15 protein-coding genes and 1 pseudogene are annotated in these 18,386 nt (G+C 61.4%); 6 read left to right on the forward strand and 10 right to left on the reverse strand.

Going from position 1 to position 18,386, the window contains the following annotated elements:
* Nucleotides 1-36: 36 nt before the first annotated feature.
* The 3 genes from L0U81_RS32160 to L0U81_RS32170 form a co-directional block, all read right to left on the reverse strand.
* Nucleotides 37-756, reverse strand: a complete 720-nt coding sequence (locus L0U81_RS32160; RefSeq protein ID WP_233809977.1) for an energy transducer TonB — start codon at nucleotides 754-756, stop codon at nucleotides 37-39.
* Between the two features lie 162 nt (nucleotides 757-918).
* Nucleotides 919-3,675: a TonB-dependent receptor plug domain-containing protein gene (locus tag L0U81_RS32165; protein ID WP_233809979.1), complete on the reverse strand. Its 2,757-nt coding sequence runs from the start codon at nucleotides 3,673-3,675 to the stop codon at nucleotides 919-921.
* Between the two features lie 344 nt (nucleotides 3,676-4,019).
* Entirely contained in the window at nucleotides 4,020-4,592 is a 573-nt protein-coding gene (locus tag L0U81_RS32170) for a helix-turn-helix domain-containing protein (protein WP_233809981.1), read from the reverse strand.
* A gap of 484 nt (nucleotides 4,593-5,076) precedes the next feature.
* On the opposite strand from L0U81_RS32170, the gene L0U81_RS32175 reads away from it, so the two are divergent.
* The 4 genes from L0U81_RS32175 (at nucleotide 5,077) to L0U81_RS32190 (ending at nucleotide 8,758) form a co-directional block, all read left to right on the forward strand.
* Nucleotides 5,077-5,577 carry an enoyl-CoA hydratase/isomerase family protein gene (locus L0U81_RS32175; RefSeq protein ID WP_233809983.1) on the forward strand — a complete coding sequence of 167 codons (501 nt, stop codon included), beginning with the start codon at nucleotides 5,077-5,079 and terminating at the stop codon, nucleotides 5,575-5,577.
* 190 nt (nucleotides 5,578-5,767) lie between these two features.
* Nucleotides 5,768-6,508, forward strand: a complete 741-nt coding sequence (locus L0U81_RS32180; protein WP_233809985.1) for an ATP-binding cassette domain-containing protein — start codon at nucleotides 5,768-5,770, stop codon at nucleotides 6,506-6,508.
* A gap of 56 nt (nucleotides 6,509-6,564) precedes the next feature.
* Entirely contained in the window at nucleotides 6,565-7,560 is a 996-nt protein-coding gene (locus tag L0U81_RS32185) for an ABC transporter permease (RefSeq protein WP_233809987.1), read from the forward strand.
* A gap of 205 nt (nucleotides 7,561-7,765) precedes the next feature.
* Nucleotides 7,766-8,758, forward strand: coding sequence for a sugar-binding protein (locus L0U81_RS32190; protein ID WP_233809989.1), 993 nt, complete (start codon nucleotides 7,766-7,768; stop codon nucleotides 8,756-8,758).
* Between the two features lie 179 nt (nucleotides 8,759-8,937).
* Here the strand turns inward: L0U81_RS32190 and L0U81_RS32195 are convergent.
* The 6 genes and pseudogenes from L0U81_RS32195 to L0U81_RS32220 form a co-directional block, all read right to left on the reverse strand.
* Nucleotides 8,938-9,021 (reverse strand): annotated as a pseudogene (locus L0U81_RS32195) (IS6 family transposase); the annotation flags it as partial.
* A 165-nt stretch (nucleotides 9,022-9,186) separates the two neighbouring features.
* Nucleotides 9,187-10,296 (reverse strand): ABC transporter ATP-binding protein, encoded by a 1,110-nt coding sequence (locus tag L0U81_RS32200; RefSeq protein WP_233809991.1) that lies wholly within the window; start codon nucleotides 10,294-10,296, stop codon nucleotides 9,187-9,189.
* 74 nt (nucleotides 10,297-10,370) lie between these two features.
* Nucleotides 10,371-11,309, reverse strand: a complete 939-nt coding sequence (locus L0U81_RS32205; protein WP_233809993.1) for a carbohydrate ABC transporter permease — start codon at nucleotides 11,307-11,309, stop codon at nucleotides 10,371-10,373.
* Nucleotides 11,213-12,139 (reverse strand): carbohydrate ABC transporter permease, encoded by a 927-nt coding sequence (locus L0U81_RS32210; RefSeq protein WP_233809995.1) that lies wholly within the window; start codon nucleotides 12,137-12,139, stop codon nucleotides 11,213-11,215. The genes L0U81_RS32205 and L0U81_RS32210 overlap by 97 nt, the downstream gene beginning before the upstream one ends.
* 85 nt (nucleotides 12,140-12,224) lie before the next feature.
* On the reverse strand, nucleotides 12,225-13,481 hold the full coding sequence (locus tag L0U81_RS32215) for an ABC transporter substrate-binding protein (protein ID WP_233809997.1): 1,257 nt from the start codon (nucleotides 13,479-13,481) through the stop codon (nucleotides 12,225-12,227).
* Between the two features lie 107 nt (nucleotides 13,482-13,588).
* A complete protein-coding gene (locus L0U81_RS32220) occupies nucleotides 13,589-15,085 on the reverse strand; it encodes an alpha-glucosidase/alpha-galactosidase (RefSeq protein WP_233809999.1) in 1,497 nt (498 codons plus the stop codon).
* A gap of 171 nt (nucleotides 15,086-15,256) precedes the next feature.
* Between L0U81_RS32220 and L0U81_RS32225 the strand changes: the two genes are divergently transcribed.
* The gene (locus L0U81_RS32225; RefSeq protein WP_233810001.1) at nucleotides 15,257-16,168 is read left to right on the forward strand and encodes an AraC family transcriptional regulator; all 912 of its coding nucleotides are present in this window, start codon (nucleotides 15,257-15,259) and stop codon (nucleotides 16,166-16,168) included.
* Between the two features lie 50 nt (nucleotides 16,169-16,218).
* Complete coding sequence (locus tag L0U81_RS32230) at nucleotides 16,219-17,196, forward strand: sugar-binding protein (protein WP_233810003.1); 978 nt, start codon at nucleotides 16,219-16,221, stop codon at nucleotides 17,194-17,196.
* Nucleotides 17,197-17,337: 141 nt separating this feature from the next.
* Here L0U81_RS32230 and shc read toward each other — a convergent pair.
* Nucleotides 17,338-18,386, reverse strand: a 1,049-nt coding sequence (gene shc, locus L0U81_RS32235; protein WP_233810005.1) for a squalene--hopene cyclase, incomplete at its 5' end; no start/stop codon positions are given.

The following is an 18,386-nucleotide window of genomic DNA, read 5'->3' on the forward strand; positions in this document are numbered from 1 at the left end:
CGCGAACGCAGCGGGCGCGGTTTGCTATATGTCGGGTCAATTGAGGTTGAACGAGAAAGGTACCTGCACGCGTACGGCCTGGCCCTGCGCGATACAGTTGAACCGCTTGACGGCCTTGTATGCCGCCTCGTCCAGGCTGTCGTGATCCGACGATTTGGCCACGTGAACGTTGCCAAGGTGTCCTTGCGGATCGACAGTAAATTCGATCAACACGTCGCCGGTCTCGCCGTTCTCCTGCGCTTCCTTCGGATAGGCGATCGAGCTGCGGATCTGATCGGAATTCGGGCAGACGACACCGACTTCCGTGTGCACGGGGGCAGCAGCCTTGACGGGCGGCGCAGGCGGTGCGGGTGGCGCCGTCACGGGCGCCGACTGCACCGGCGCGGCCTGGTGCGCGATCGTCGGCTGCGGCGGGGCCTGGACCGGCACTTCGGACGGCGGCACAAAGGGAGGCGGCGGCGGCGCGAATTTGGGCGGCGGCAACTTCACCTCTGGCATGGGCGGCGGAGGCGGCGGCTTGACCGGCTCGATGATCTTCGTTTCGATGGGATGCTGAATGACTTGTACGACCTTCGTCGCGAGGCCGTTGAGCAGCGCATAGACCAGCACGACGTGCAGGACGATGACGGCTGCAATGCCGCCGAAGCGGCGGGTCGGATTCTGCTGCTTGCGCCCGAATTCGCGCGGGAGGCCGGGCCTGGCGACCGTGCCCGCGTTCGCGGCTGATGCCGCAATAATGTGTCCTTCCTCTTTCATACCTTCGATCCTCGCAGCGTGATTCGCCTGTTCCGTGATTGAGACGCTTGTCGCGCAACGAACCACGGTTGGGGCCGTTCACAAGGGATGTCTTGCCACTGCCTTGAAACGCGGGTGGCCGCTCGCCCGTGCCTCGCACGGTCGAGCGCCGGCCCGCCACGATCAGAAACGATAGGTCGCACCCACCTGGAAGAAGCGGCCCAGGTCCGTGTACAGCGATTGGTCGTAGCCCGTGATGTCAGGAGTCGACTGCCACTCGACGTCGAACGGCGGCTTCCTGTCGAACAGGTTCTGGATACCGCCGTAAATGGTCCACTTCTTGAAGCCGCGATAGGTGGCCACCAGGTTGAACTGGCTGTACGAGGCAACCGACAGCGTGCCGCCATCGCCGAACTCGGCCGCGACCGCGTTCGTGTAGGGGCCCGTGTACTGCCACGTGAGCGTGGTCGTCAGTTGGCGGTAATCCCAGCTCAGGCTCGTGTTGCCCTTCCAGCGCGGGTTGCTTGCGCCGAACGGCTGCAGCAGCGCCAGATTGTTGCCCGCGAAGTCCTGAGTCTCGCCGCCGCTCTTCAACTTGAAGTGCCAGACGTACGCCCAGTCTCCCGAGAGCGTGAACGTGCCGTACTTCGTGCCCACACTCTTTCGGAAATCGAGGTCAAAGCCGTCCGTGTCGAGCGAGCCCAGGTTGATAAACGGCATTTTGATGTAGCGAATGGTGCCGTCCGCGTTACGCACGACGTAGTTCGGGTCGTTCGCCTGCAATAGCGCATTCGGATCGGGCGTGCCGATGACGTTGTCGATGTGCACCTTGTAGAACGCCGCACCCAGATCCGTCGAAGCGTCCGGCGAAAGCGTAAAGCCAATGTTGTAGTTCTTCGTGTGCTCAGGCTGCAGGTTCGGGTTGCCGGTCGTCTGCTCCGTCGTGAAGTGCTTCGTGGGCACGCCGCTCGGATCGTTCGGGTCCACCAGGTTCTGGTGGCCGAGATAGACCGATTGCGAGTTCTCGACCGCCGTCGGCGCGCGGAATCCGCGGCTGTACGATGCGTACGCCGTCAGCATGCGAACCGGCTGGAAGCGCAGCGCGAAGCTCGGCGAGAAGGCGCCACCGAAATCGCTGTAGTGGTCGTAACGGCCCGACTGCGTGAACGTCAGGTTGCGGATGATCGGAATGTCGACCTGATAGAAGGCCGCTGCGACGTTACGCTCGCCGTCCACGCTCTGCACGTTCGCAGGTGCCGTGATGCCTTGCGTCGCATAGGTCTGCGAGTTGATGACCGTCGACTCGTGACGGAACTCAGTGCCGACACCGAGGCCCACGCCGCCGGCCGGCAGCGTGAACAGGTTGGTCGTCGAGGCCTTCGCGAGCACCTGGTCAAGCTTCGTGATCGACAACTGGTTGTCGTCCTGGAACACGCCGTTCAGGCCGTTCGGCGTGGAGCTCGGGTCCGAGAAGTTGTAGGTGCCGCTCGCGAGCATGTTCTCGAGGCCAGCCACATTGAACCGGTTCGAGTAGGTGCTTGCGACGGTACTTTGAGAATGGGCGTACTCCGCCGACCAATCCCAGGCGCCGAACTTCGGGGTGTCGAACGAACCCTTGACGCCCGTGTTCGCCATCAGGAACGTCGAGGTCGTATCGGTGACAGATACGTTATTCGGGAACGTCAGGTTGATCAGCGTCGGAACGCCGTACGGGTTGAACGGGTTCGAAGCCGAGACGGTGCGCCCGACCGGCGAGACCGTTCCCGTCGACGGGTCGAACACGTTCGTCGTGCTGCTGAGCGCCACCGGCCCGTTCAACTGCACGGTTTCATTGCGGCTCGCCCAGAAACCCGCATAGGCTTCGGTGGTGTCGTCAATCTTGAATGTGCCGCGCACCTTGGCGTTGAGGCGCGTCGTCGCCGGGATCAGCGACGTGCTGTTCGCCACGTTGTACGTACACGACTGGCCACCGGTCGCCGCCGCGTTGCTGCCCGGCGGACACGGACTGAACGCCTGATGGGTGCCGTCCGCCAGCTGCCAGTACGACTGCTGGTTCGGACCGAGCGGCGCCGCGTTGCCGCCCGGGTACTGCGTGAAGTCCTGGTTTTTCGTCATGTCGCGGTCGGCGAGCGTCGAGCCGCTGTCGCGGTAGTAGCTGGCGGCCGCCGTGATGTTCCAGCGGTCGGAAGTCAGGTTGCCGAGACCGCCCAGGATGCTGAAGGTTCCCTGAGCGTTACCGGGATGCTGGGCCTTGCCAAGCTGGCTGTCGATCTGCAATCCCTCGAAGTTCTTCTTCGTGATGATGTTCACGACCCCCGCGATCGCGTCGGAACCGTACACCGACACGGCGCCCGTCTTCACGATTTCAATGCGCTCCACGATGTTCATCGGAATCGTATTGATGTCGAAGAACGTGTCGGTGAAGTTGACGGCCTGTGCGTAGTTGGCCACGCGCTGCCCGTCGATGAGCACGAGCGTGTACTTTTCGCTGAGGCCGCGCAGCGCAAGGCCCGCACCGCCCGGGGCGGAGCTCGAAGCCGTCGATTGCGACCAGCTGCTTGCCGAGTTGACGGCTGTGCCGCGCAGGAAGTCGGCCACGGTCGTGTAGCCGCTTTGCTGAATCTCCTTCGCGGTGATGACCTGAACTTCAGTGCGGCCTTGTTTGTCTGCGCTGCGGATCAGCGAACCCGTCACCTCGAACTTCTTCAGCTGCTTCACAGAGGTGTTGCTCGCCGAGGCGCCCGATGCCGCGCTCGGTGCGGCCGCCGCCGCATTCGCGTCTTGCCCATCCTTCTGAGCGGGGGCCGTGTCAGTTTTCGTCGCTGCCGCGGTTGCGGCGGGCTGAACCTGCGCAAATGCCGTGGTCCCAAGCGCAGCGGTCAGCGCAATCTCTGCCCAAACTATTTTCCTTATGGCGGATCCCAAAGCCGTGAGTTTCATTTTTTCCCTTCGTGTTTCATTGACCCAAGTCGACATGCCAAAGAACATCTTTGGCACTTTCCCCATGCGGCACCCATGCGAGACCGCCTCGTTACTGCGTCACCCCCGCGTACCACCGACTATGCGCACAACCAGATTCACCTCTTCATCCATTTCGGTGAATATCAAATAGGAAACCAAAATGCATTTATTGTGGTGACTAAAAATCTCAGGCAAAACGATCCCCTAACCATCGTTCGAACGGACTCGATGGATCACTCCTCATTCAACGCAAATTCATACACTTAGGACTGAAAAACGTATAAAACGAAGCTTCGCCGCGAACGCAGCGAAACTACCAATACTTAAAACAATCTCGGCGTACCTACCCAGACAATCACGGTTTCTTCGTTAGTCGCATTGGCCCAGCCGTGCGGGACCGTCGACTCGAAGTGCGCGCTGTCGCCTGGATCAAGCACAAACGTATTGCCCTCCAGGTTCAGCGATATCTGACCGCTGAGCACATAGAGAAACTCCTCTCCAGCGTGTGTCGTCACTTCCGACGGCGGCTGACCAGCAGGCATTCTGACGAGAATTGCGTCCAGCTGCCTGCCGACCGCAGCGTTTGTGAGGCGAGCAAACTGATTCGCCGAGTCGGCAAAGCTGAAGTACTGCCTTTCGTCTGTGCGCCGCACGGATTTCGCTTCGGTCGGCGTTTCGACGAAGTACTGCATCGTTACTCCAAGCGCTTGTGCAATACCGGCCAATGACGAAAGGGACGGTGTCGCGAGTCCTCGCTCGACTTGGGAAAGAAACGGCTTCGAGATTCCGGCCGCCGTTGCAGTTTCATCCAAAGTACACTGGAGTCGCTTGCGCAGCGCTCTAATCTTGCTGCCCAGCACTAGTGGGGCAGCGTTTTTCTTGTCATAACGTTTCATAGTTGTATTAAAAGATACAGTAAAAAAATCGGCGTCAAAATTTGTTTGATGGCAGCAAACTATTTTTTAATCAGGCCGTTCTACGCCGATGCGCCACACTGGTGCTTGCGCGCTGGTTTCCATTCCGTGCGTCGGTCAGGCCATGAGAGGCAATGCAGCATTGCGCCCCAACCGGTGAAGATTGCCTTGTACATCAAATGATTAGCGTCGACGCGCGGCAGCCGGTGCGAAGATGTTGGCCGCGTAAACCTGAACCTTTGACTTTCGGCAATTCGCCGCCACGCTTCAACGACGATATCCGCAATGCCCGCAATTCTTCTTATTGGGGCATTCAGCACCAAAATATCAGGGGGCTTTTGCCATGCAGACAACGTCGCATTAGATCACACCCTCTAATTCAGCCATCCTTTTTGATTCTGTCGCGGCAAGGCGAATCAGGCGGACGATAGCAACAGGATAAGGGCTGCGTATCCCGCCGCGTCAGATGATTGTTTCGGTGCTCGACAATTCGCTCGCGTGCGAGGGCCTCACGCTACTGCAGAACAGTGAACTCAAGGAAGGGCATTGCAGCCTTTCGCGAAGGCCGCAAGCCATGGTTCTCCGCGCCCCGATACCGGTCCTCCCTGAACGGATCTTCGTCATTGCTAACCAGGTAACCTATGACGTGGCCCGCCGCATCGCCACCAACACGCTCAACCGTCCCGAGACCCGCAACGCGCTCAGCCCCGATCTCATCAGCGAGCTGATCCAGCTCGTGCGCGCGGCGGATCGCAACGCCAGCGTCAAATGCATTTTGCTGCGCGGCGAAGGCGATCACTTCTGCGGCGGCGGCGACGTCAGGAGCTTCCAGCAGCCGCTTTCGTTGCCGCCCGACGAACGCTACGAGATATTCGAGCGTCGTCTGATGGTCGGCAACCGGCTGCTCCAGGTGCTGCGCGAATTTCGACTGACTTCAGGCTGGTCTGCGCTGGCGGTTTCAGGATGATCGATGGCGGGCAGGATCGGGTCCATATGGCACGATGCGTTCATGCCGGCGCCAACCGCCGTGCGCCAGGTGGCTATCGAGCCTTGCTAAAAGCTCCATCGTGCACTAAAAAACATCTACTTACTTTGCATGTCTACTGGCCGCCCGGCCAATGCAATGGGCGCTTCCATCCCAGCGAGCGCGACAGTCCATGAGTCTTCTTGAGCTCAGAGGCGTTTCCAGACATTTCGGCGCCATTCAGGCCCTGATCGACGTGACGCTCAGTCTGGAGCCAGGCCAGGTGGTCGGGCTCATGGGCGATAACGGGGCCGGAAAATCGACCTTGGTGAAGGTCGTCGCCGGCAACTTTCCGCCTTCGCACGGCGAGATTCTCATCGATGGAAAGCCCGTGCATTTCAGCAAGCCGGTCGACGCCCGCGCGCGCGGCATCGAGGTCGTCTATCAGGATCTCGCGCTTTGCGACAACCTGACGGCAGCCGCCAATGTCTTCCTTGGCCGCGAACTGCGGATCGGTTTCGGGCCGATCCGCGTGCTCGATCACGCGACCATGTACCGGCGCGCCGGTGAACTGTTCAAGGCACTGAAGTCCGAGACGCGCCCGCGCGACCTCGTCAGGCAAATGTCGGGGGGACAGCGGCAGGCCGTGGCCATCGCTCGCACGCGCCTCTCGGAAGCGCGACTGGTCCTGATGGACGAGCCGACCGCCGCGATCAGCGTGCGCCAGGTCGCCGAGGTGCTCGATCTCATCAAACGCCTGTCCGAGCACGGTATCGCGGTCATCCTCATCAGCCACCGCATGCCGGACGTATTCGCCGTCGCCCACCGCGTGGTCGTGATGCGGCGCGGGCGCAAGGTCGCGGACAAGAAGACCGAAGAGTCCTCCCCGGAAGAAGTGACCGGTCTCATCACCGGCGCCATCGCCGCCGCCTGAACCTGCCTCGCACGGGAGACCCAACCTTGAACGACGCGCCGCGAAGGCCCCCTTCAATGCCGACATTGCTCGATGATCCGCAGTCCGCGAGGACGCATACCCGCTGGTCGGGGCTGCTTGCGAGCCAGGTGTTCTGGGTCGTGCTGGCAACGATCGTCGCCTGCATCGCCCTGTCTTTTGCGACCTCGACCTTCGCGACCTCCGAGAATCTTTTCAACGTCACGCGAAACTTCGCCTTCGTCGCCATCGTCGCGCTCGGCATGATGGCGGTGATCGTCACAGGCGGCATCGATATTTCGGTCGGCTCGACGATCGGCATCAGCGGAATCGTGCTCTCGGTCGTCATGAACGCGGGCTACCCGATCTGGGCCGGCATCGGCATGGGGCTGCTGACCGCCGGGCTCGTCGGCCTCGTCAACGGCGTGCTCATCGCGTATCTCGGCATGCAGCCTTTCGTCGTGACGCTCGCCATGCTGAGCGTCGGCCGCAGCCTCGCGCTCGTGATTTCCCGCAGCCGGACCATTTTCGATTTCGGCCCCGACGGCAGCAAGCTCCTCGCGCTCGGCGGCGGCTCGACACTCGGTGTCGCCAATCCGGTGTGGTTCCTGATCCTGCTCGGGCTGCTGTTCTGGTTCGCGTTCGGCTGGACGCGCTGGGGGCGCTACGTCTTCGCGATCGGCGGCAACCGTCATGCGGCGAATCTCACCGGCGTGCCGGTGCGCGGCATCGTCTGCTCCGTTTATGTGCTGTGCGGCCTCATGGCGGGCGTCGCGGCGATTCTCGAAGTCGGCTGGCTAGGCGCGGTGACGACAGGCCTCGGCACCGGTGACGAACTGCGCGTGATCGCTGCCACCGTGGTCGGCGGGACCAATCTGGCGGGCGGGGTCGGCAGCGCCTTCGGAACGGTCGTCGGCGCGGCGCTCATCGAAGTGATCCGCAACAGCCTGATCCTGCTCGGCGTCGACGCATTCTGGCAGGGGACCGTCGTCGGCACATTCATCATCGTCGCGGTGCTCTTTAACCGGCTCGGCGGCGAGCGGCAAGGCGATTGAAATGTCTTCGGATGCACCGGCAGCTTCGCGACAGGTGCCGCGAAGCTGCCGGATTAGTCGCGGAACTGCCGGACGCACCGGTTCGCAAAACCGCAAGGTTCCGCTCAAAGGCCGAAACCCGATTTTGGGCCTGCCGCGGGATCGGTGTGAAAACTGTGTGGGCAGACATGGGCACCGCAGAGCCGGCGCCGAACAGGAGGAAACAATGAAGAAACTGTGGATGCGTCTTGCCGTGGCCGGAGGACTCGCGATGCTGGCGTCTCCGGGATTCGCGGCCGATAAGACCCTCGCGCTGGTGGTAAAGGGTCTCGACAACCCGTACTTCGACCTCATGCATCAAGGATGCGAACGGGCCAACAAGGAACTCAACAAACAAGGCTACAACTGCTACTACACCGGCCCCGCGACCGCCGCGGACGAGAGCGCGCAAGTGCAGATCATCGACGACCTGTTTACCAAAGGCGTCGCGAGCATGGCGATCTCGCCCGCGAACGCGCCGGCCGTGGGCGAGGTGTTGCGCCGCCGCGGCGGATCGGTCCCGATCATCACCGCGGATGCCGATCTGCTGCCGAAGGATGCCTCGCTGCGCAAGAGCTACGTCGGCACCGACAACTACGAGCTGGGCGCCAAGCTCGGCGAGCAGTTGAAGATGCTGATGCCGAAGGGCGGCAATGTCTGCCTCGTGATGGGCAATCCGGCGGCCGAGAACATCAACCAGCGGGCCCAGGGCGCGCGCGACGTGCTGTCCGGGAAGAAAGGCGTCACGAAGCTCGCAGGCGAGAACGGCTGGCATGAGATCAGTGGCTGCCCGCTCTACTCGAACGACGACGCCGCCAAGGCGAACCAGATGATGCAGGATACGCTGACCGCCAACCCTACCGGTCTCGACGCCTTTCTGCTGGCGGGCGGCTGGCCGCTCTTTGCGCCGCAGGCCTTTTCGCAGGTCGTCGCGCCGATCATGGACAAGATCAAGAACGGCAAGTTCGTGATCGTCTCGGCGGATACGCTCGGGCCCGAACTGCAGGCGCTCAAGGACCGCAAGGTGAATGTGCTGGTCGGCCAGCGGCCGGAGGAAATGGGCTACCGTGCCGCAATGGTCATGCGTGATCTCGCGGAAGGGAAGACGGTGCCTCCGGTCATCCACACCGGACTCGACGTCTGCACGTGGAAGAACGCCGACACTTGCCTGAAGCATTGAAGGCACTGCGGCCCACGTTATGACGACGACGCGGGCGATGCGGGAGCCGGGTCGGCGCTGGCCCGGCTCTCTCTAATGTGGAAAGCGCGCGGGCTGGAGGGTGAGACGGGCCAGTTTATGGATTTGTCGCAATAAGGAAGGCGGGTCAAACAGACATCGATATGATGAGGACTACTCATGCGAACAACGAGAAGAATTACATCAAGCGGATAGTGCAGGCGCTTGAGCACCTTCGCCACAGCCGGATTCAGGTTCTGCTTCATCGATCAAATCGTTCGCCTCGTTGCCTGCAGCATTCTGACTACTACGCGCACCGGAGTGCCAGGCCGAGCTCAAGGAGCCTGCAGGAGCAGACCCACGTCAAGGCAGCATTTGCCGCCAGCGGCGCGAGCTACGGCAGCCGGCGTGTAATGCATGCGCTGCGCGATTTACGCCGCGAGCACCTCCATGCTCTTACGCTCGAACGCATTACCCTCGCAGTCGAACAGATGGCAGTGTTCCGGCGCCGCACCTAGCTTCTGCATCTCGCCCTTTGCATGCCGTTCGAACGGAGCAATTCGGGCAATCAGCCCCTCCGGAGCAACCTCCGACTCCGCGTAAAGGTACGCTGCGTCGCCCAACGATTCGACCGTCATCGTGCGTGCAGACACGCCGTACTCTTCAACCTCCACGTGAAGATGCTCCGGCCGAATACCCACGGTCACGCGCTCCCCCTCCCGCACCCCCCTCGGCTCTACAGCCACGCACTGCCTCTCGCCGGTCCCGTAGGACACCACCACCCCATCGCGCGACACCGACTGCACCACCCCTTCGAGAAAGTTCATCTTCGGCGAACCGATGAACCCCGCCACGAAGCGGTTCGCTGGCGCATGATAGAGCTGGTTCGGGGAGCCCACCTGTTCCAGTTTGCCCGCCGACAGCACGACGATCCTGTCGGCCAGCGTCATCGCTTCGACCTGATCGTGCGTCACATAGATCATGGTGGCCTTAAGCTCGTCATGCAGCCGCGCGAACTCGAGCCGCATCTTCACGCGCAGCGCCGCATCGAGATTCGAAAGCGGCTCGTCGAACAGGAACACCGTGGGCTTTCTCGTGATCGCGCGGCCGATCGCGACGCGCTGGCGCTGGCCGCCCGAGAGCTGCCTGGGCTTGCGCTCGAGCAAATGATCGATATGCAGGATCTTCGCGGCGCTCTTCACGGCCGCGTCGATCTCAGGCTTCTTCGTACCCGCGAGCTTCAGACCGAACGCCATGTTGTCGTAGAGCGTCATGTGCGGATAGAGCGCGTACGACTGGAACACCATCGCGATACCTCGCTTGGCCGGCGGCAACTCGTTCATGCGCACTCCGTCGATAGTCAGATCGCCGCCGTCAATATCCTCGAGGCCGGCGATCATGCGCATGAGCGTTGATTTCCCGCAACCGCTTGGCCCGACGAACACCACGAATTCGCCGTCCGCAATCTCGAGATTCAGGTTTCCAATGATTTCGTGACTATCGAACGCTTTTCTTATGTTGCGCAACTGAACCCGTGCCATGCGTCCCCCTTGAATTGCAGTTCGAATGATTGACTGCTTACCGTCCGCCTTCCATCCCGGCCCGCGGCCAAACGTCAGCCTTTGACGGCGCCCGCCGATAATCCACTGACGAGGAAGCGCTGAATGTAGACAAAGCACAGCGCCACCGGTACCACCGCGAGCACCGAGGCGGCCATCAGGCTGCCCCAGTCGGTCACGTGCGAGCCCTTGAATATCATGATCCCCGGCGTCAGCGTACGGCGCGCGTCGTCGTTGATCAGCACATAGCCGAACATGAATTCATTCCAGGCTGCCACGAACGCGAACGCGGCGGTTGCCACGATGCCGGGCAGGGACAATGGCAATAGCACGCGCCAGATGAAACCGAGGCGGCCGCACCCGTCGATCTCGGACGCCTCCTCGATCTCGCGCGGCACGGCATCGAAGAACCCTTTGAGCATGAACGTCGCGAGCGGAATCATGAACGTGCAATAAACGATGACCAGCCCCGAATACGTGCTCAGCAGATCCAGTTTCCGCATCAACATGTAGATGGGCACGAGCAGCAGCACCCCCGGAATCATCTGCGAAACGAGCAGCGCCGCCCCCACCGAACGTGAAGCAAGAAAGGTCGGCCAGCGACTTAGCGCATAACTGGAGAATGTCGAGACAAGCAGTGTGACGAGCGTCGAGAAAGCAGCCACGATAGCGCTATTGCGGAAATACGCGACGAATTGGCTCTGCACTAGAACATGGCGAAAATTGTCGAGCGTCGGATTTATGATCAAGAGGCTCGGCGCCAGGCTGCGCACCTCCTCCAACGGCTTGAACGCCGTATCAAGCATCCAGAGAAATGGGAACAGGCAGAAAATTGAGAACACGCCAAGCGTCAGGTACGTAAGCGTTGTATTGATCACCCGCTGCTTCCTGCCGATAATCATTGTCCCGCTCCCTTCGCGCGCCGCAATACGCCGTAGTAGTAGACAAAAAAAACACTCGCCATGAACGCCATCGACATGCTCGCGAGCGCGCAAGCCGCGCCGATGTCGTAGTCTTGCATCGCGTAGCGGTAGATCATGATGGGTAATGTGACCGACGCATTCAGCGGGCCGCCGCCCGTCATCACCCAGATGAAATCGAAATTGATCGCAGTCCATATCACATGGATGAAGATCAGCGTAAGCGACACCGTCTTCAGGTGCGGCAGCGTGATCACGAAAAAGCGCCGCACCGATCCTGCGCCGTCAATCGCGGCGGCTTCGTGAAGTTCGGCCGGAACGGCCTGCAAGGCAGCGAGCAGGCTGATCGTATAGAACGGAAAGCTGCGCCAGACATTGACAAACGTGACGGTAAACAGCGCGGTGCTCATGTCGCCTAGCCACAGGCGCGCATGATCGAGAATGCCAGCCTTGACGAGCCAGAGATTAATCACACCATAGTCGGGCGTCAGCATCCATGTCCAGTTGAGGCCGGCAACGACGATCGGAATAACCCACGGTATGATGATCGCCCCTCTAAAGAGCGCTCTGCCCCGAACCGGCTGCGTGAGCGCGACGGCCGAGGCAAGACCCAGCGCGTATTCACCGGCGACCGAAAGCCCGGTCCACAAAAGCGAATTGCGCAACGCGGGGCCGAACTGATCGTCGTCGAAGATCGTGCGATAGTTCTCCAGGCCCGCGAAGCCGGTCACCGATGGATTGGTCAGATTGGAAAACTGGAAGCTGCGCCACAGCACATTGAGCAGCGGATACGCGATGAGAATCAGGAAAAACAATGCGGCAGGCGTGACGAAATACCACGCTACCCGGCGCATCTGCGCAACGCGGCTCGGCGTTCTCCGGACTGGCCGGACTTCGTTGCGCATGGGCGCGACGACATCCAGTACCTCGCGCCTCATCGACTCTCCGGGCATTCGTTGCATTGCTTTCCCCCGCGTGAGGTGATGCCGCTCAAACGCTGCTCAGCTCACCCGACTGACGCAGCGCCTTGTTGATCGCCTTGCCGAGCCATTGCGCCACCGCCTGTGGATCTTCCTTCTTGAGCAGGACGAGGCCGATCGATTCCTCCATCGCGCGGGTGATCGAACCCAGCGCGACGGGCGGAAAACCGACGCCCGTCGGTGCAAGCACCATGAAGTCGCGGCCCCATTTCGTCGGGCTGATCACGTCCTCGCGGGGCGAGCGTTCCTGGTGCACCGCGCTTTGATAATCCTTGCTCAGCATAAAGGAAGCGAACTCCCAAGCCTCCTGCTGATGCTTACCCTTGAAGACATAGAACGGATTGATCTCGAGAAAAGTAGCCGGCTTCTGGCTGTACGGCGGCGCGGTGATCTTCACATCCTTCATCTTGTCGGGATTCTGCTCGGCGCGGCTCTTCATCCATGCGCCATCGATGACCATCGCGTATTGGCCTAGCGCGCTGTTCGTGTCCTCTTCCTCATAACCCCAACTACTCGCTTCCGGCGCGATGACCTGCTTGTCGAGCAGCTCCTTGTAGAACGCGAAGACCTTGGTAGCGTTCGCGAGTTCTTTCGGATCATCGCCCCACGTGTTCCGGTATTTGCCGTCGCTCATGCGCCTTGCCAGCAGGGCATTACTTTGGGCGAGGTACATCAGCAATTCCTGTGGCGAACGAACACCCGTACCCGCAATGCCGAAACCGTATTTTCCGGTCGCCTTGCGGATCTTCTCGCTATCGCTCACCAGTTCGTCCCACGTCTTCGGCGGCGCCTCGATGCCGGCCTTTTTCAACATGTCCTCGTGATACAGCAGGGCCCGGATTCCGAGGTAGTGCGGCAACGCCATGAGCTTGCCGTCGATCGTCACGTCTTTCAGGGCGTTCGGGTAGATCTGGGCGCGGTCCGGCCAGCGAGCCGCGTACGGCGTAAGGTCGACCAGCGCATTCATCCGGTTGAGTTCGCCTAGCCACTCGATCAGCCCCCAGCTGAGGTCCGGGGCATCTCCCCCAGCAATCGACGTGATCAACTTGTCGTGCAGCGCGTCGAATGCGATGTTCTGGACGTTGATCTTGATATTCGGATGAGACTGTTCGAACGAGGCAATCTGTTTGGTCGCGGCGATCGCGTCGGCCTGCTGGGGATCCCACGCGACCCAGAAGTTCAGGTTCACGGTCTCGGCGCGGACGGTGAGCGCAGCGCAGGAAGCCAGCAGCGAGCCGACCAGCAGCCCGATTCTCAACAGTTTCATTGAATGTCTCCGTGTCGTTGTCTTGTTCGGAGCAGGATCGCGGCTGCTCCTTTCGTTTTGATACGGCTTCGAATGCACGAGAGAACAAGCCCCTCGTATGCGCGGCGTTACGCTACCACCTGCTGATCGGGCGCGGTACCTCCCTTTCGCTTTGCGCGTGCCTCGCGTATTTGCTCGACCGAGCGCACCGGCATGCTGGCCGCCCCCTGCCAGTCGCGGGTCTTGACCTTACCCGCCGCCAGGCGCTGCTTCGCACCGTCGATTGCATGTGCGTACTGCGGCAACCACTGGGCCTGCGCGACGAGCATTTCGTCGGCCATCTGCCAGACTTCATCGGGCGTGCAAATCGCGCCGGTCAATGGATCGTTGAGCATCGCAAGCTTGAGCAGTTCGACGTCACCTGACACGGCCGCCTTGACCGCCATGCGCTGCACGTTGATCGAAGCCTGGCAAACGGTCGCGCAAGCATCCGGCAAAGTAATGCCGGCCGCCATGTTCAAGCCGAAGCGATCGACGAAGCCCGTCGTCTCGACGATCGCGTCGCGCGGCAGATTGGTGACGAGACCCTTGTTCTTGACGTTGAAGTGGCCGCGATAGATCTTGCCCGTCTCGAGTGCCTCGATGATGTGACTTGCATGCTCGTCGCTGCGCTGTGCCGGGTCCAACGGCAGGCTAGCCTCGTCCAGGTAGCGCGGGAACTCTTCTTCGAACCAGCTGCGGCCTTCGATGCACACCCGAAGGTAGCCTCCCGTCTCGCCGTGAATCCATTCCGACATGTCAATCCAGCGGGCGATGTCCTCGGGACGCTTGCGGTACCAGGGCAAATACTCGGACAGGTGCCCGTTGCTCTCGGTCGAATAAACGCCGAAACGCTTGAGGACGTCGATGCGCACCTTCTCCTGTTGCGAGTATGCCGGGTGGCGCTCAAAACCTTCGATCAATTCCTCCTTCGTGACGCGGCGGCCTTTGTAGCGCACATCGACATACCAGGTCTGGTGGTTGATCCCTGAACACACGTATTCGACGTCGTGGGGATTTTCCGCGCCAAGCACCTCGGCGATCTGGCGCCAGCCATGCTGAACGCCGTGGCACAGGCCGATCGTGTCCACGCCGCCGTGATCGATCGCCGCCCAGGTGTTCATCGCCATTGGGTTCGCATAATTCAGCAGCTTTGCCCCCGGCTCGGCCACGGCGCGGATGTCGGCACAAAAGTCGAGGATGGCGTTGACCGACCGCTGTCCATACATGATTCCACCCGCGCAGATCGTGTCGCCCACGCACTGGTCCACTCCATAGCGCAGCGGAATGCGGATGTCGTCCGCGAATGCCTCGAGTCCGCCGAGGCGCACGCAGTTGATCACATACCGCGCGCCCTCGAGCGCCTCGCGCCGCTCGGTTGTCGCGGTAATGCGCGTCGCGAAGCGGTTGACCTCGACGAGACGGTCGAGAATCTGCCGGATCATCGAGAGATTGTGCTCGTTGAAATCAGTCAACGCGATTTCGATGTCCCGCAGCGCCGGGACGCTCAGCAAATCTCTAACCAGGGTACGGGTAAATCCGACGCTTCCCGCACCGATGATCGCAATCTTGAAGGGGGCCGTCAATGTGCTCTCCTCGGCTAATGTCGAAACGCGTCCGCCCGAGTGGCGGTCTTGATCTGTCGGCAGCTTGCTGGTATTCACTTACCGATTTGCAGATGGTAAGGTTGTTTGCCTCTTGCGTGACGACATTCTGAGCGAGCGCCAAGGGCCTGACCAGAGGGAAACTGTGCGGTTATGGGTAATTTTGTGCTCCAGAGATTATTCGATCGTGGCCCATTCAGCCGGCCGATTTCCCTGCCGCAGCGGCGCGATCGCCTTCACGTCATGCCCACGAGCACTGGCTACGAAATCGCCACCGGCCGCCCTTACGACTGGGATGGTCGCGCGCGCGGCTCCATGCCGTTTTCCGTGCTGCAGCACTGTCTCGCAGGCGAAGGGCAGTTGAGCTACGAACGGCATCACTACCGGATCGGCCCGGGCGAGACCATGCTCGTGGTTATCCCGCATCAGCATCGCTACTGGGTGCCGGACGGCGGTTACTGGGAGTTTTTCTGGATCGCCATGACCGGACAGGAAGCGCTACGCCTGCACAATGCAATCATTGCCGCCGTCGGGCCGGTTTTCTCACTGAAGCCCGAGACGATTGAACGTCTGGCGCAATGCACGCTTGACCTCGGCGACAGCTCGCTGGAAGCGCCCGGGATGGCATCTGCGTGCGCTTATGCGGCAACCATGGCGCTCTACGACGACCTGCTCGGACCACATGAGGCTGCGCGACATGACGCCAATCACCGGCTGACCGAGCGTGTCGTCGAACATATCCGGCAAAACCTGGAGAGCGATCTTGACGTGCAAGGCCTCGCGGATCTCGCCGGGCTGAGCCGGGCGCATTTCACACGTGTATTCGCGGCCAGCGAAGGCACGTCGCCTGCTGAGTTTGTTTTGCTCGAACGTATGCGTCGTGCGGCGCGGCTGCTGACGAGCGGCACGCTCAGTGTCAAGGTCATTGCAAACCGTTGCGGCTTCGAAGATCCGAATTACTTCGCCAAGGTATTCCGCCGGACCTACGGCATCAGCCCATCGCAGTTCAGAAGCACGGGGATGTACTCCGCGCCTCGCGGGACGCGTATTGTCGTGCCGAGATGACGCCGGAAGGCGGGCAGTAGTTGCCCTGCGGTTCGGCAGGCCGACACTTTATGGTGGTGTGGTCCTTGCTCAATCACCGCTTGCTGGCGTCTCCGGGATTCGCGGCCGATAAGACCCTCGCGCTGGTGGTGAAGGGTCTCGACAACCCGTACTTCGACCTCATGCATCAAGGATGCGAACGGGCCAACAAGGAACTCAACAAACAGGGCTACAACTGCTACTACACCGGCCCCGCGACCGCCGCGGACGAGAGCGCGCAAGTGCAGATCATCGACGACCTGTTTACCAAAGGCGTCGCAAGCATGGCGATCTCGCCCGCGAACGCGCCGGCCGTGGGCGAGGTGTTGCGCCGCCGCGGCGGATCGGTCCCGATCATCACCGCGGATGCCGATCTGCTGCCGAAGGATGCCTCGCTGCGCAAGAGCTACGTCGGCACCGACAACTACGAGCTGGGCGCCAAGCTCGGCGAGCAGTTGAAGATGCTGATGCCGAAGGGCGGCAATGTCTGCCTCGTGATGGGCAATCCGGCGGCGGAGAACATCAACCAGCGGGCCCAGGGCGCGCGCGACGTGCTGTCCGGGAAGAAAGGCGTCACGAAGCTCGCAGGCGAGAACGGCTGGCATGAGATCAGTGGCTGCCCGCTCTACTCGAACGACGACACCGCCAAGGCGAACCAGATGATGCAGGATACGCTGACCGCCAACCCTACCGGTCTCGACGCCTTTCTGCTGGCGGGCGGCTGGCCGCTCTTTGCGCCGCAGGCCTTTTCGCAGGTCGTCGCGCCGATCATGGACAAGATCAAGAACGGCAAGTTCGTGATCGTCTCGGCGGATACGCTCGGGCCCGAACTGCAGGCGCTCAAGGACCGCAAGGTGAATGTGCTCGTCGGCCAGCGGCCCGAGGAAATGGGCTACCGTGCCGCAATGGTCATGCGTGATCTCGCGGAAGGGAAGACGGTGCCGCCGGTCATCCACACCGGACTCGACGTCTGCACGTGGAAGAACGCCGACACTTGCCTGAAGCATTGACGGCACTGCGGCCCACGTTATGACGATGACGCGGGCGATGCGGGAGCCGGGTCGGCACTGACCCGGCTCTCTCGACGACAACCATGCGGATGCCGAGCAGCGAGACAAGGCACCTCAACAGTTGAGGCGGAATCCACGCCGTTACATCCCAACTGTCACCCGTATTGCCCTCGCGCGCTTCAGATTGCGGTATCGTGCAAGAGCCCACAGCGGAAAGAATTTGCGGTAGCCGTGGTAGCGCAGATAAAACACGCGGGGAAAACCGGTTCCGGTGAAAGGTGCCTCGTCCCACAGGCCATCCTCTTGCTGCTGTGCGAGAAGATAATCAATTCCGCGCGCGACCGCTTCCCCGTTCACCTCTCCCGCCGCCATCAGCCCGAGCAACGCCCAGGCAGTCTGTGACGCAACGCTCGGTGCGCGTTCATAGCCCCGATAGTCGAGCTTGTAGCTCGTGCCGTCTTCCCCCCAACCGCCATCCTCATTCTGGATCGACTCGAGCCATTGGACGGCGCGCCTCATCCGGGTGTCAGTGTGAGAAAGGCCAGCCGCGTTCAGAGCACACAATGCACTCCACGTGCCATAGATGTAATTCATACCCCAGCGGCCGTACCAGCTTCCGTCATTCTCCTGCTCCTTGAGTAGATAGGTGAACGCACGGCGCGCCGCGTCGCTCGTGACCGGTGTTTCGCCGATCTGCGCGAGCATCGACAGACAGCGAGCGGACACGTCGGCCGTCGGTGGATCAAGTAGTGCGCCGTGATCGGAAAAGGGAATATTGTTGAGATAGTACTGAGTGTTTTCCGGCTCGAATGCGCCCCAGCCGCCATCACTGCTCTGCATTCCGACGACCCATTCGCGCGCTCGCGCGATTGACTCGCGATAGACGTCGGCACCTTGAAGGCTCGCCAGTCTGTCCATCGCCATCACGACAACCGCGGTATCGTCGACGTCCGGATAATGCGGGTTCGCGTACTGAAACGCCCAGCCCCCCGGCCGCACATGCGGTCGGCGTGAGATCCAGTCGCCACGAACGTCGAGGATCTGCAACGGACGCAGCCATTGCAAAGCGCGCTGCACCGCTGCTTGCGCAAGCGGGTCGCCCGTCTCGAGCAGCGCGTGCGATGCGAGCGACGTGTCCCACACGGGAGACAGACACGGCTGACAGTAGGCCTCGTCCTCGTGGACGACCA

This window comes from Paraburkholderia sp. HP33-1, assembly GCF_021390595.1.
Lineage (GTDB): Bacteria > Pseudomonadota > Gammaproteobacteria > Burkholderiales > Burkholderiaceae > Paraburkholderia.